Source organism: Flavobacterium sp., from assembly GCF_043780635.1.
Lineage (GTDB): Bacteria > Bacteroidota > Bacteroidia > Flavobacteriales > Flavobacteriaceae > Flavobacterium.
This window is the reverse complement of record NZ_JAYWCK010000166.1, coordinates 1-13,886: the sequence shown is the minus strand read 5'-3', so window position 1 is coordinate 13,886 and position 13,886 is coordinate 1. Positions and strand designations below refer to the sequence as shown.

Here is a 13,886-nt window from a genome sequence, read left to right as displayed (position 1 = left end):
TAAACTCCTTACTTAAAAATGGTTTTTAGCTTTTTTTAATCTCAAAATTAAATACTATCAAGTAATTTGTGGATTGAATAGATAGTCGCAGATTCAGGATGGTAAAATAACTTTATAAAATGAAGAATAAAATTTTCCCAAAATTAATTTGTGATGGTAATGAAGCAGTAGCTATCATTGCCCACAAAACAAATGAAGTCTGCGCAATTTACCCTATTACGCCATCCTCTCCTATGGGTGAGCATGCAGAACTTTATAGTTCTAAAGGCAGAAAAAACATTTGGAATAATATTCCAAAAATTGTTGAATTGCAAAGTGAAGGTGGTGCCGCAGGTACTGTTCACGGTGCATTACAAGCAGGTGCTCTAACAACAACTTTTACGGCCTCACAAGGTTTGTTGTTGATGATACCTAATATGTACAAAATTGCCGGTGAATTATTACCTTGTGTTATTCACGTTGCTGCCAGAACAATTGCAACTCATGCGTTGTCAATTTTTGGCGACCATTCAGATGTAATGGCTTGTAGACAAACAGGTTTTTCAATGTTGTTTGGCGGTTCTGTTCAAGAAGCACACGATTTTGCCTTAATTTCACAAGTTGCAACTTTAAAAACTCGAGTACCGTTTTTGAATATTTTTGATGGTTTTAGAACCTCTCACGAAATTTCAAAAATTGACGGTATTACAGACGATATCATCAAAGCAATGATGCCAGATGATAAAGTTATGGAGCATAAAAAAAGATCATTAGATCCTGATCGTCCTGTTTTAAGAGGAACAACCCAGAATCCTGACGTGTTCTTTCAAGCAAGAGAAGCCGCCAATTTATTTCACGACAGAGTTCCTGCAGTAGTTCAAGATGTTATGGACGAATTCTACGAACATACGGGTCGTAGATACAATTTGTTTGATTATATAGGTCACCCAGAAGCCGAAAGAGTAATTATAGTTATGGGTTCTGCCGAAGGTCCTGTAAAAGAAGCTCTTGATGTTATGTTAGCCGAAGGTGAAAAAGTAGGTGTTATTTTAATACGTTTATTCAAACCATTTGCAATTGATGCTTTTGTCAATGTATTACCAAAAACAGTTCAAAAAATAGCCGTTTTAGATAGAACTAAAGAGCCAGGTAGTGTTGGAGATCCAATGTATTTAGACATCGTTACCGCACTTGTTGAAAGCGGAAGAGAAATGCCTATTGTTGTTGCCGGTCGTTACGGTTTGTCATCCAAAGAGTTTACTCCAGCGATGGTAAAAGGAATTTATGACGAGTTGTTGAACAAAAAACCTAAAAATCACTTTACCATTGGTATCAATGATGATGTGACTTTTAGAAGTTTATACTATGATACAAAATTCGATACTAAAGCAACCACTATTAACTGTATGTTCTATGGTTTAGGTTCTGATGGAACTGTGGGAGCGAATAAAAACTCAATCAAAATCATTGGTGAAACTACCGATAATTATGTTCAAGGTTATTTTGTTTATGACTCTAAAAAAGCGGGAGCTCAAACTATTTCGCACTTGCGTTTTGGTCCAGATCCAATCAATTCCAATTATTTAATTGATAAAGCCGATTTTATTGCCAGTCATAAATTCAATTTTGTTGAAAAATTCAATATGATTGCCGACTTGAAGCACGGTGGTACTTTCTTATTAAACTCTCCTTATTCAAAAGAGGAAATTTGGGATAGATTACCGGTGCAAATTCAAGAAGGAATCATCGAAAAACAAGTTAAATTTTATGTGATTGACGCAACCCAAGTAGCTCAAGATGCCAATCTAGGAAAAAGAGCCAATACCATTTTACAAACTTGTTTCTTTGCCATTTCCGGAATCTTGCCTAAAGACGAAGCGATTCAAAAAATTAAAGATGCCATCGTAAAATCGTATTCTCATAAAGGAGAAAAGGTGGTAAAAATGAACTTTAATGCAGTTGATAAAGCGCTTGAAAATTTACACCAAGTAGAATATCCAAAAGTAGCTTCAAGCGAAAAACAAATGTTGTCAGCAATGCGAAATGCACCAGACGGATTTGTAACTGAAGTTTTGGAAAAAATATTAGCCGGTTTTGGAGACGAACTTCCAGTGAGTGCTTTCACAGTAGACGGGACTTTCCCTACAGGAACTTCACAATACGAAAAAAGTGGCATTGCCGATTTTATTCCAGTTTGGGATGACGAAAATTTATGTACACAATGTAATAAATGTGTCGCTATTTGCCCTCACGCTGCCATTCGATCTAAAGTAGTTTCAAACGAAGATATTGCTAGTTTTCCAACTTCTTTAAAAAGTGTAGCCGCTATTGGACGACCATTTTCTAAAGAAAGTGAATCCTATATCTTGCAAGTTTCACCTGAAGATTGTACAGGTTGCGACCTTTGTGTTGTGGTTTGTCCTGCAATAAGTAAAGTGAAAGAAAACTTCAAGGCCATCAATATGCACAAGAAAATTGAAGTTGATGTTGAAGAAAATGTAAATTGGGATCACTTCGTAAGTTTACCTTATTATGACAGAACCGCTTTGCAGACAACAAATATAAAAGGATCTCAATTCTTGGAACCTTTATTTGAATTCTCAGGAGCTTGTTCAGGTTGTGGCGAAACACCATATATTAAAATGGTTACCCAATTATATGGCGATAGTATTATGATTGCTAATGCAACAGGATGTTCTTCTATTTATGGAGGAAATTTACCAACTACACCTTATAAAACCAATGAATTTGGTAGAGGTCCAGCTTGGGCAAATTCACTTTTCGAAGACAATGCCGAGTTTGGTTTAGGTCTGAAATTAGGGTTAACCAAAAAACAAGAAATTGCAGTTGATTTATTAAAATCATTGGAATCAGTTGTTGGCAGCGAAATAGTGGAAGCTATTTTAAATAACACGGAAGAAACCGAAGCGCTGAAAAACGAAAAATTCGCTCAAATTGATGCACTTAATAAAATATTGGTCAACCTTGGAAACAATGAAGACGCCAAAAAATTAAGCCAATTAACAGAGTATTTACGTAAGAAAGCGGTTTGGATCTTTGGTGGAGACGGTTGGGCTTATGACATCGGTTACGGTGGAGTAGATCACGTTTTATCTACTGGAGAAGATATTAATATTATGGTATTAGATACCGAAGTTTATTCTAACACTGGTGGACAAGCATCAAAATCAACTCCTCTTGGAGCAAGTGCTAAATTCACTATTGGCGGTAAAAAAACAGGTAAAAAATCCCTTGCGCTTCAAGCTATTTCTTATGGTAATGTTTATGTAGCCCAAATTGCAATGGGTGCCAAGGATTTACAAGCACTAAAAGCGATTGAAGAAGCCGCAGCTTATCCTGGACCATCATTAATTATTGCTTATTCTCATTGTGGTGAACACGGTTATGAATTGAAAAATGCTATTTCACAACAAGAAAAAGCAGTAGATTCAGGTTACTGGCCATTATTTAGATTCAATCCTTTAGAATCAAAAGGTAAAAAATTCAAATTAGATTCTAAAGCACCAAGTATTCCTTTGAGTGACTTTATGTACAACGAAACCCGTTTTACTAGAGTTGTTAAAGAAAATGCAACTTTAGGAGCTGAATTACTTACTCGCGCTCAAGACGAAGTGGATTCTAAATGGGAAAGATTAGAACTTTATAGAGATTTGTAATAGCGTCTATATAATTTAAACTGCCCAAAAAAAGCAGTATAAATAGTGAATTGAAAAAGCCTACTCAGGATTTAAAATCTTGGGTAGGTTTTTTTTATGAATTTTAAGTACAAAAATGAAAAATAGTTATGCCAATTGTGGGAAACCGTAAAGAATAATGTTGTGGACTTTGTAATTTTGATACCAAAATTAAATATTAACACTAAAAAATTAAACTATGGCATTTTTAGACCACAATGGAGAAAGTGAATTTCCAATGTCGAAAGACAAAGTTTTCGAGGCAATGCGAAAAGCAATTCCAACAATTAACGGATTGAAAATTGAAAACGCAGATAAATTACAAGGAAGATTTGTAGTAAAAGCAGGTGTTAGTTTATATAGTTGGGGCGAAAATATTCCAATACAATTAATTGAAATTTCAGAAAACAGAACTAAAGTTCAAATTACTTCATCGCCAAAAACAGGAATTATGTTTGGTGGAGCATTTGATATGGGAAAAAACAGAAAGAATGTTGAAAATATACTTTCTAGTACATCCAAAATATTGTCTTCTGAAAGTGAAACAAATTCTCCTGAAATAAAACAGACAAATATTATTCACCCATCAAATAGTTCAACAAATAATTTTCAAACAATTCAAAATTCAAATTTTATGGAAAACAATGACACAAATTCAAATGTGTGGTACGAAAAAACTTGGTTAGTCGTAATTTTATGTATAATCTTTTTCCCTGTTGGTCTTTACGCACTATGGAAAAACTCATCAATTTCAAAAGGTTGGAAAATAGGAGTAACTGCAATAATTTCTTTAATTGTATTAGCTAATCTTAGTAGTAATGATAAAACCTCTACAACTTCAACAGAAACCCAAAAAGTAATTGATACTGAACAACCAAACACGGTAGAAACTGAAACAGTTGCTAATGTAGAACATGATAAAGCGGATGCGGAAAAAGAATCTATTACTGAAAAATTGAAAGCAAAAGCAAAAAGAGATTGGCCAGATGATTATACTACACAAGAATTTTGGGTTAACGAACAAATTGGCGCATACGAATATATGCTAACTATTGAAAACAACTCAATAAAAGAAAAAGCACAAAAAGATTGGCCCTTAGATTTTACAACTCAAAAATTTTGGTATAATGAACAAATTGAAGCTCAAGAGCGTATGAAATAAGAAAAACAATCAAAAAAAATTGTATTTTGATAAAGTAAGTGCAAAGGAAAATCAACAAAAAGTATGAAAAAGATAATTCAAATCCTTTTAATATTCATAATTTACAATAACGTAAATGGTCAGCCTATTGAATCAAAAAATCACTACAATACTGGGTTCATAAAAAAAGATGGAACTATTCAAAATACTAACCAAAGAACTGTTGGATATATAAAAAAAGCTGGAATGATTGAAGATAATAATCATTATACTATTGGTTATCTAAAAGATAATGGAACGGTAGAAGACAAAAATCATTACACAATTGGTTATATAAAGGATGATGGAACAGTAGAAGATAAAAATCATTACACAATCGGTTATATAAAAAATGATGGAACGGTAAAAGATAGAAATCATTATGCTATAGGATATGCAAAAGGAGTTAGAAAAGAATGGACTGCTGTAAAATTTTTCTTTTTTAAATGAACATACAAGTCTTAAAGCACTTAAATATTTCGGATGTGTAAAAAAAAATATTGGTTCGAGTGTGCGTATTTTCAAAGCACAGAAGACTTATAATTTCAAAACCCGATGGTGCATATAATTACAAAATAGTCTCGTGAACGATAGCGCGGATTTGCAACCCGATGGTGCGGATATAACCCGATAGTGCGGATATGATTACAAAATAGTCTCGTAAACAATAGCGCGGATTTGCAATCCGTGCCCTTAAACGAGAGTAAAAAATAAAAAATGATTTGACGAGTTTTGGAAGTAATAATAGGCACGGATTGCAAATCCACGCTATCGATTTATTGTTTCGTGCGCAGCAAATCGTGTGAACTAAAATTATTCTTTCAATCAAAACATTTTTTGTAAATTAGCAATGTGAAAGATAGAAAAGAAATAGGTTTAGATTTTATAATAGATAAATTAACCAATTCCATTGAAAATGTGGTTACTGGAGATAGTTTTGCAACAGATATTTCTTTATTAAAAAGCACAGATTTAAAAAATATAAGCAAAAAAAAAGGTTGGTTATTTGATTGGAAATATGAATTTAAGCAACCCGAAAGAGATGTTTTTAAACTAACAATCGTAAATAATTCTGAAATAATTCAAGGATTAATTTGTGTTGAAGTGAAAGAAGACCACGTTTATATGCATCTAGTAGAAAGTTCACCATTCAATAAAGGAAAAACCAAAGTTTATTCCGGAGTTCCAGGAAATTTAGTCGCTTTTGCTTGTAAACTTTCGTTTCAGCGTGGACACGATGGAAATGTTTCATTTTTGTCTAAATCACAATTAGTGGAACATTACGAAAAAACGCTTGGCGCATTTCATTTTGGCGGAAGAATTATGATTATTGAAACTCCGTCAGCATTAAAATTAATTAACAAATATTTTAAAGACTAATATTATGAAAACTAAAGAATTAGAATTTGAGGTAGATTTTATTGGAGAACAAACTTCATTAACAATTGAAGAAGAAAAAGCATTAAGTGATTATTTTAAACAGAAAAAAGCAAGTATTAAATTAGTCGAAATGAAAAAATCGGTTAGAAAAACTAAATTAAGTACTGTAAAGAAATAATTACTATAATTTCAAAACTGCTTAAATTAGCAGAGGAATTATTAAATTGAAAAAACCTACTCGGGATTTAAAATCTTGGGTAGGTTTTTTTTATTTATGATTTGTAACCAAAAAACGATACCCACGTCAAACTTGTCAATAAAATCAAAATTATCTCAATTCCAAATTAGTTTTTTATAAATTTATAATCGTATTTTTGCATCGTTTTTGCAAACCTATTTGCTTGCATTTTCAATAAACAACAACAACTACAACAATAATAAAATGAATCAAACGAAATATATTTTTGTCACCGGCGGAGTTACGTCTTCTTTAGGGAAGGGGATTATTGCGGCTTCATTGGCAAAATTATTACAGGCAAGAGGATATCGAACGACCATCCAGAAGTTTGATCCATACATAAATGTCGATCCAGGTACATTAAATCCATACGAACACGGAGAATGTTACGTGACTGATGATGGTGCTGAAACCGATTTGGATTTAGGACATTATGAGCGTTTCTTGAACGTTCCAACTTCTCAGGCTAATAATGTTACTACCGGAAGAATTTACCTTTCAGTTATTGAAAAAGAACGAAGAGGTGAATTCTTAGGAAAAACTGTTCAGGTTGTTCCTCATATCACCAATGAAATTAAGGACAGAATGCAATTGCTTGGAAAATCAGGCGATTATGACATTGTAATTACTGAAATTGGCGGAACTGTCGGTGATATTGAATCTTTACCTTATATAGAATCGGTTCGTCAATTAGTTTGGGAATTGGGAGAACATAATGGTTTAGTAATTCACCTGACTTTGGTTCCTTATTTGGCCGCAGCGGGAGAATTAAAAACAAAACCTACCCAGCATTCCGTTAAAACTTTGATGGAAAGCGGAATAAAAGCAGATATTTTAGTTTGTAGAACAGAGCACGAAATTTCAGAGGAATTGCGTAATAAATTGGCTTTGTTTTGCAACGTAAAAAGAGAAGCGGTAATTCAATCTATCGATGCTTCAACGATTTATGAAGTGCCAGTTTTGATGCTCGAAGAAGGATTAGACGTTGTGGCTTTGAAGAAATTGGCTTTGCCAAAAAGAGCTGCTCCGGATTTAAGAAATTGGAATACTTTCTTACATAGAATAAAACACCCAAAACATACTGTAAATATTGGTTTAATTGGAAAATATGTAGAATTGCAAGATTCTTATAAATCCATTTTAGAAGCTTTTATTCACGCTGGTGCTGCCAATGAAACTAAAGTTAACGTGATTTCTATTCATTCTGAATTTTTAGATGCATCAGATGTAGCCGAAAAATTAGCTGGATTAGACGGAATTCTCGTTGCTCCAGGTTTTGGTGAAAGAGGAATTGAAGGAAAAATTGAAGCAGTTCGTTATGCACGTGAAAATAATATTCCGTTTTTCGGAATTTGTTTGGGAATGCAAATGGCAATTATCGAATATTCAAGAAACATTCTGGGTTATGCTGATGCTAATTCAACAGAAATGAATCCTAACACGAAACATCCTGTGGTAAACTTAATGGAAGAACAAAAAAACATCACGGATAAAGGAGGAACAATGCGCCTTGGAGCTTGGAAATGTGATATAAAACCAGATACTTTGGCGTATAAAATTTACGAACAAGAAACTATTTCTGAACGTCATCGTCATCGTTATGAATACAATAGTAGTTACGTAGATGTTTTGGAAAAAGCTGGATTGAAAACTTCGGGAACGAATCCAGAAACGGGTTTGGTCGAAATTGTAGAATTAGAAAACCATCCTTTTTTCATTGGAGTTCAATACCATCCTGAATACAAAAGCACCGTGGCAAATCCACACCCGCTTTTTGTGAATTTTGTGGCAGCAGCAGTGAAATCGAAAAAGAAATAGTATTCAGTGTTCAGTCGCAGTTTTCAGTAATTTTAGAATAAAAAATAACTAAGCAGTAAATAATAAATAAACACATTCCAGACTCGGCTCCCTCTCCTTCGGAGAGGGTCGGGGTGAGGAAAAAAAATTAAAAATGGAAGAAAAAAAATTAGACCTCAATTCGATTATTGGTTTCGTATTGATTTTTGGAATCTTGATTTGGATAATGTACCAAAACAAGCCTTCTGATGCAACTATTGCAGCTGAAAAGGCCAAGAAAGAATTAGTCGCTAAAGAAAATGCAAATAAAGCAGTTGCTACTCAAGCAGCAGCAACTCCTGCAGTTGTTGTAGCTGGAGATTCAACACAGTTGGCTCAAGCACAAAAAAAATTGGGTAGTTTTGCTTATTCTGCAACACTTCCATCAGCAAAAGAGGGTTTTACAACAATCGAAAATGAATTGGTAATACTAAAAATTGCCAATAAAGGAGGTTATATTGTAGAAGCAACTTTAAAAAGTTTTGAGAAATTCAAGAAAGGTTCAGGACAATTAGTTGAATTGATAAAAGACAATAATGCCAATTTGAACATTCAATTGCAAACTAATGATAATCGTACTTTAAACACAAAAGACCTTTATTTCGAACCTACTTTAACGAAAGTTGGAGCAGACCAAATCCTTTCAATGAAATTAAAGGCTGGAGCCAATGAATATTTGGAATACAAATATATTTTGAAACCAAATGATTATATGGTTGGTTTTGATCTTCGTTCTCAAGGATTGAATAAAGTTTTGAATACTGCCAAACCATTGGATTTTGAGTGGAGTTTAAAAACGTACAGAAACGAGAAAAGTATTTCTTATGAAGATCGATATACTGATATTCGTTATGAATATGAAGAGGGCAAAGATAATAGTACTGGACTGGGAAATGATGCAGAGGACACGCCTATAAAAGTGAGTTATATTGCCTTTAAACAGCATTTTTTCTCTACGATATTATTGACTGACAAACCATTTGAGACATCAAAACTGCATTCGACCAAATTGGTTGCTGATGAAACAATTGATACCGTTTTTACAAAACAATTGAAAGCAAATGTTCCTTTGGCATTTAGTAATGGCGAGATAGATTATAAAATGAGTTGGTATTTTGGACCATCAGATTATAAAACATTAAAACAGTATGATAAAAATCTTGAAAAAATTATTCCATTAGGTTGGGGAATTTTCGGTTGGATTAATATGTTTATTTTCATTCCATTATTTGGATTTTTAAGCACAACGATAGGTCTTTCATTGGGAATTGCTATAATTATATTCACGATTTTAATTAAAATTGCGATGTCACCTATTACGTTTAAATCGTTCTTGTCACAGGCAAAAATGAAAGTATTGCGTCCAGAAATCACTGAATTGGGAGAAAAATTCAAAAAAGATGCAATGAAAAAGCAACAGGAAACAATGAAATTGTACAACAAAGCTGGGGTAAATCCTATGGCAGGTTGTATTCCAGCATTGATTCAAATTCCGTTTATGTATGCTTCCTTTCAGTTTTTCCCATCGGCATTTGAGTTGAGACAAAAAAGTTTTCTTTGGGCTGATGATTTATCCTCATTTGATGCTGTTGCTAAACTTCCTTTTCATATTCCATTATATGGAAATCATATAAGTTTGTTTCCAATACTTGCTGCAATTGCAATTTTCTTCTATATGAAAATGACTTCGGGTGACCAGCAAATGGCCGCTCCACAACAAGAAGGAATGCCGGATATGGCAAAAATGATGAAATATATGATTTATATTTCGCCTGTTATGATGTTGATATTCTTCAATAGTTATGGTGCCGGATTGAGTTTGTACAACTTTATTTCAAATTTAATTACTATTGGAATTATGATTGTCATCAAACGATATTTTATTGACAGTGACAAAATTCATGCTCAAATTCAAGAGAACAAATTGAAAGAACCTAAAAAGCAAGGTAGATTTCAACAGAAACTTCAAGAAGTTATGGAACAGGCCGAAGCTCAAAAAGCAAAAGACAAAAAGAAATAACAATTTGATTTATTTATAAAAAAAGACTGTTTCACGAGATGTGAAACAGTCTTTTTTTTTACTCTTTTTTAATTATAATGCTGGTAACAATACTTTATTAAGTACATGAATAACTCCATTTGAACATTGTACATCAGTGGCTACAATTGTTGAAATTCTATTATTGACATCCTTAATTTTTGCTCCGCCAGCAAGTTGCACAGTGAAAGTTTGAGGTGTTTGTAAAGTACTTACAATTTGACCTTCAGTTAAACTGGCGGCTAAAATATTTCCGCTTACTACATGATATTGCAATACTTTAGTTAAGTTGGCAGTAGAAACCCCAGCAATTCCTCCTGGAGCCAATTCGGTATTGAAAGCAGTAAATGCATCATTTGTTGGGGCAAAAACGGTAAAAGGTCCAGCTCCTGATAATATGCTAACAAAATTTGGTTGACCAGCTTTTGTCAACGCACCAACTACAGAAGTAAAGTTTGCATTTGCAGTCGCATGAGTAACAATAGTAGGTAGATTAATTACTGCATCAACTATGTGTATAACACCATTAGAAGCCACAACATCTGCAGTTGTTACTTTTGCAACTCCGTTTAATTTTACACCAGAAGTAAGATCTACATACATACTCATAGTGTTCATTCCAGAAGCGGAGCTTTTAGCTAAGGTTTTTATATAACCCGTACTTAAATCTGTAGATTTAACTTTTCCACTCACGACATGGTTTAATAATATTTGAGTCAAAACATCTTTAGGAACATCATTTAATGTTGCATAAGGTGTGGTTTTTAAGAATGCGACGAAGGCCGCATCAGTTGGAGCAAAAACAGTAAACGGTCCTGATCCTTGAAGAGTTGTAGCTAAATCTGCTTTTACCAGCGCTTGAACAAGAATTGTTAAATTTGAATTTGTTTTAGCAATCCCAGTAATAGTATTGTCAGCAGGCATTTCATCATCATTATTACAAGAAATGGTGAAAGATGTTAAAGCGATTATTGCAATTGCAATTTTCAGAGGTGATAAAATTTTCATGATTTTTCGTTTATTATTAATATTTGTTTTTTTTTAATTCTGTTTAAAATTATTTAAAAAAAATTAAACAAAAAATAATTTTATGAAAATATTAATATTTGTTTGAACGTTTTATTTATGAATAAAATGCTGAAGTTAAGTTAATTAACATTATCGTTGTTTAATGCATTCGTCGCTATGTTAAACAAATGTTGTTTTGGTAATTTTGTTTTAACTTTGTTATTTATTAAATTTGTATTATTACTAAATTCATTAGGAGAACAATTTTTATAATGGAAATTAGTTTTACAATTGAATCAATTTTTTTTAATCAAATCGTTATGGGGTATAAACTTTTTTTTGGATTTTTATTCTTAGTTAGCATTTCACTTTTTGCGCAATCTGATTACAATAAATTAGATGAAAAAGGCAACAAAAATGGACTGTGGAAAGGGTATTATGAAGATACTAAAAACCCAAAATACGAAGGAACTTTTGACCATGGAAAAGAAATGGGGACTTTTACTTTCTTCGATAATACCAAAACAAAAAGGGTTATTGCCACCAGAGAATTTAATCCCAAAGACAATTCTGCCTACACGATTTTTTATGACCAACTCAAGAATAAAGTAAGCGAAGGTAAAGTCGTCAATAAATTATATGAAGGGCAATGGAAATATTACCATAAAGCTTCAAAAGTTATTATGACTATTGAGAACTATAGCAAAGGAAATTTAGAGGGTCTGCGTTCTGTTTTTTATCCAAGTGGTAAAATCGCCGAAGAAATGACTTATAAAAACAACATGAGAAACGGTTCTTATAAACGATATACTGAATCAGAAATTATAATTGAAGAATCAAATTATAAGAATGATCAATTTGATGGATTGGCAATTTTTAGAGATCCGGATGATGGAAATATTGTATCAAAAGGAAAGTTTACCAATGGAAAAAAAACTGGAATTTGGCAGTTTTTTAATAAAGGAAAATTGGTAAAAGAAATGAATATGAGTTTTCCGCAAACCAAACCAAAAACCAAAACCAATTAAGTTTTTGTATACACAAATCCTGTCGTAAATCTTTGTAACTTTGCGCCTTGTTAAATTGAAATTATTTTAAAATGAAACGTGTAGTTGTTGGGCTTTCAGGTGGTGTAGATTCGAGTGTTGCTGCTTATTTATTGCAACAGCAAGGCTATGAAGTCATTGGCCTTTTTATGAAAAATTGGCACGACGATTCTGTTACCATTTCTAATGATTGTCCTTGGCTCGAAGACAGCAACGATGCTTTATTGGTTGCCGAAAAATTAGGAATCCCTTTCCAAACAGTTGATTTAAGCGAAGAATACAAAGAAAAAATCGTTGATTATATGTTCAACGAATATGAAAAAGGACGTACTCCAAATCCCGATGTGCTTTGTAACCGCGAAATAAAATTCGATGTTTTTATGAAAATCGCTTTAAGTCTTGGTGCTGATTTTGTGGCAACAGGTCATTATTGCCGAAAAGGAGAAATCGAAGTCAATGGAGAAAAAGTTTACCAACTTTTGGCTGGAGCCGATAACAATAAAGATCAATCCTATTTTCTTTGCCAATTATCGCAAGAACAATTGGCAAAATCCTTGTTTCCAATAGGTGAATTAACAAAACCTGAAGTGCGCGAAATTGCTGCTCAAATGGAATTAGTTACGGCCGAAAAGAAAGATTCGCAAGGATTGTGTTTTATTGGAAAAGTAAGATTACCAGAATTCCTGCAACAAAAATTGCAACCCAAAGAAGGACAAATAATCCAAATAGACAAAGGGAATCCAGCATATAATTATGTTAAACAATCAGGGCTTTCTGTCGAACAAGAGTTGTTGTTTGATGCACGAAAAATTGCATACAAACCTGAAATGGGAAAAGTTGTGGGCAAACATCAAGGCGCGCATTATTTCACCACAGGACAACGAAAAGGACTCAACGTAGGCGGAACTACCGATCCTTTATTTATCATCTCCACAAATGTGGAAACGAATACAATTTATACCGGTTTGGGCAGTCAACATCCAGGATTGTTCAAAAAAGCATTATTCATAAAGAAATCCGAAGTGCATTGGATTCGTACTGATTTGGCTTTAACCAATGGAGAAACAATGGAAGTTATGGCGCGAATTCGTTACCGTCAACCCTTGCAAAAAGCGACTTTACATCAATTTGAAGATGGAATGTATGTCGCTTTCGAAGAACCGCAATCAGCCATTACCGAAGGTCAATTTGTGGCTTGGTATTTAGAGGATGAATTAGTTGGTTCGGGAGTTATTTCTTAGATTCGTATTTTATTTTATAAAAAGTATGAAAAAAATATTCATTTTTCTGTTTTTAGTTTCGAGTTTTGTTTGCTTTTCGCAAGAAGATGCTTGGGTATATTTCAAGGATAAACCTAATTCCGCAACTTATTTTGCAACTCCGACATTGATGCTCACACCAAGAGCTATACAAAGAAGAAATAATCAAGGAATAGATTTGGATATCAAAGATGTTCCTATTTACCAACCTTATATTGATGAAATTA

General features: G+C 33.2%; 10 protein-coding genes and 1 pseudogene. 10 read left to right on the top strand and 1 reads right to left on the bottom strand.

The annotated features are described in order from the left end of the window. Positions 1 to 119: 119 nt before the first annotated feature. The 7 genes from nifJ to yidC all read left to right on the top strand — a co-directional run bounded on the left by nifJ (position 120) and on the right by yidC (position 10,328). Positions 120 to 3,656, top strand: coding sequence for a pyruvate:ferredoxin (flavodoxin) oxidoreductase (gene nifJ / locus ACH2BV_RS15010; protein WP_395051596.1), 3,537 nt, complete (start codon positions 120 to 122; stop codon positions 3,654 to 3,656). Positions 3,657 to 3,873: 217 nt separating this feature from the next. Beyond that, positions 3,874 to 4,836 carry a hypothetical protein gene (locus ACH2BV_RS15005; protein ID WP_395051595.1) on the top strand — a complete coding sequence of 321 codons (963 nt, stop codon included), beginning with the start codon at positions 3,874 to 3,876 and terminating at the stop codon, positions 4,834 to 4,836. 63 nt (positions 4,837 to 4,899) lie between these two features. Continuing rightward, a complete protein-coding gene (locus ACH2BV_RS15000; RefSeq protein ID WP_395051594.1) occupies positions 4,900 to 5,304 on the top strand; it encodes a 5-fold beta-flower protein in 405 nt (134 codons plus the stop codon). A gap of 402 nt (positions 5,305 to 5,706) precedes the next feature. Further along, the gene (locus ACH2BV_RS14995; RefSeq protein ID WP_395051593.1) at positions 5,707 to 6,234 is read left to right on the top strand and encodes a hypothetical protein; all 528 of its coding nucleotides are present in this window, start codon (positions 5,707 to 5,709) and stop codon (positions 6,232 to 6,234) included. A gap of 4 nt (positions 6,235 to 6,238) precedes the next feature. After that, entirely contained in the window at positions 6,239 to 6,412 is a 174-nt protein-coding gene (locus ACH2BV_RS14990) for a hypothetical protein (RefSeq protein WP_395051592.1), read from the top strand. Between the two features lie 264 nt (positions 6,413 to 6,676). After that, entirely contained in the window at positions 6,677 to 8,290 is a 1,614-nt protein-coding gene (locus ACH2BV_RS14985; RefSeq protein ID WP_395051591.1) for a CTP synthase, read from the top strand. 133 nt (positions 8,291 to 8,423) lie between these two features. Then, the gene (gene yidC, locus ACH2BV_RS14980) at positions 8,424 to 10,328 is read left to right on the top strand and encodes a membrane protein insertase YidC (protein WP_395051590.1); all 1,905 of its coding nucleotides are present in this window, start codon (positions 8,424 to 8,426) and stop codon (positions 10,326 to 10,328) included. Between the two features lie 72 nt (positions 10,329 to 10,400). Here yidC and ACH2BV_RS14975 read toward each other — a convergent pair whose 3' ends face one another. After that, positions 10,401 to 11,354: a fasciclin domain-containing protein gene (locus ACH2BV_RS14975; RefSeq protein WP_395051589.1), complete on the bottom strand. Its 954-nt coding sequence runs from the start codon at positions 11,352 to 11,354 to the stop codon at positions 10,401 to 10,403. Positions 11,355 to 11,674: 320 nt separating this feature from the next. On the opposite strand from ACH2BV_RS14975, the gene ACH2BV_RS14970 reads away from it, so the two are divergent. From ACH2BV_RS14970 to ACH2BV_RS14960, 3 genes and pseudogenes are all read left to right on the top strand, one after another. Further along, a complete protein-coding gene (locus ACH2BV_RS14970) occupies positions 11,675 to 12,382 on the top strand; it encodes a toxin-antitoxin system YwqK family antitoxin (RefSeq protein WP_395051588.1) in 708 nt (235 codons plus the stop codon). 71 nt (positions 12,383 to 12,453) lie between these two features. Continuing rightward, a complete protein-coding gene (gene mnmA / locus ACH2BV_RS14965) occupies positions 12,454 to 13,641 on the top strand; it encodes a tRNA 2-thiouridine(34) synthase MnmA (RefSeq protein WP_395051587.1) in 1,188 nt (395 codons plus the stop codon). A gap of 25 nt (positions 13,642 to 13,666) precedes the next feature. Further along, positions 13,667 to 13,886, top strand: a pseudogene (locus tag ACH2BV_RS14960) (peptidase S8); the annotation flags it as partial.

What these genes read in the sequence shown, in the direction of transcription:
- nifJ (WP_395051596.1), top strand. Translation starts at nt 120, where the DNA reads ATGAAGAATAAAATTTTCCCAAAATTAATTTGTGATGGTAATGAAGCA.
- ACH2BV_RS15005 (WP_395051595.1), top strand. Translation starts at nt 3,874, where the DNA reads ATGGCATTTTTAGACCACAATGGAGAAAGTGAATTTCCAATGTCGAAA.
- ACH2BV_RS15000 (WP_395051594.1), top strand. Translation starts at nt 4,900, where the DNA reads ATGAAAAAGATAATTCAAATCCTTTTAATATTCATAATTTACAATAAC.
- ACH2BV_RS14990 (WP_395051592.1), top strand. Translation starts at nt 6,239, where the DNA reads ATGAAAACTAAAGAATTAGAATTTGAGGTAGATTTTATTGGAGAACAA.
- ACH2BV_RS14985 (WP_395051591.1), top strand. Translation starts at nt 6,677, where the DNA reads ATGAATCAAACGAAATATATTTTTGTCACCGGCGGAGTTACGTCTTCT.
- yidC (WP_395051590.1), top strand. Translation starts at nt 8,424, where the DNA reads ATGGAAGAAAAAAAATTAGACCTCAATTCGATTATTGGTTTCGTATTG.
- ACH2BV_RS14975 (WP_395051589.1), bottom strand. Translation starts at nt 11,354, where the DNA reads ATGAAAATTTTATCACCTCTGAAAATTGCAATTGCAATAATCGCTTTA.
- ACH2BV_RS14970 (WP_395051588.1), top strand. Translation starts at nt 11,675, where the DNA reads ATGGGGTATAAACTTTTTTTTGGATTTTTATTCTTAGTTAGCATTTCA.
- mnmA (WP_395051587.1), top strand. Translation starts at nt 12,454, where the DNA reads ATGAAACGTGTAGTTGTTGGGCTTTCAGGTGGTGTAGATTCGAGTGTT.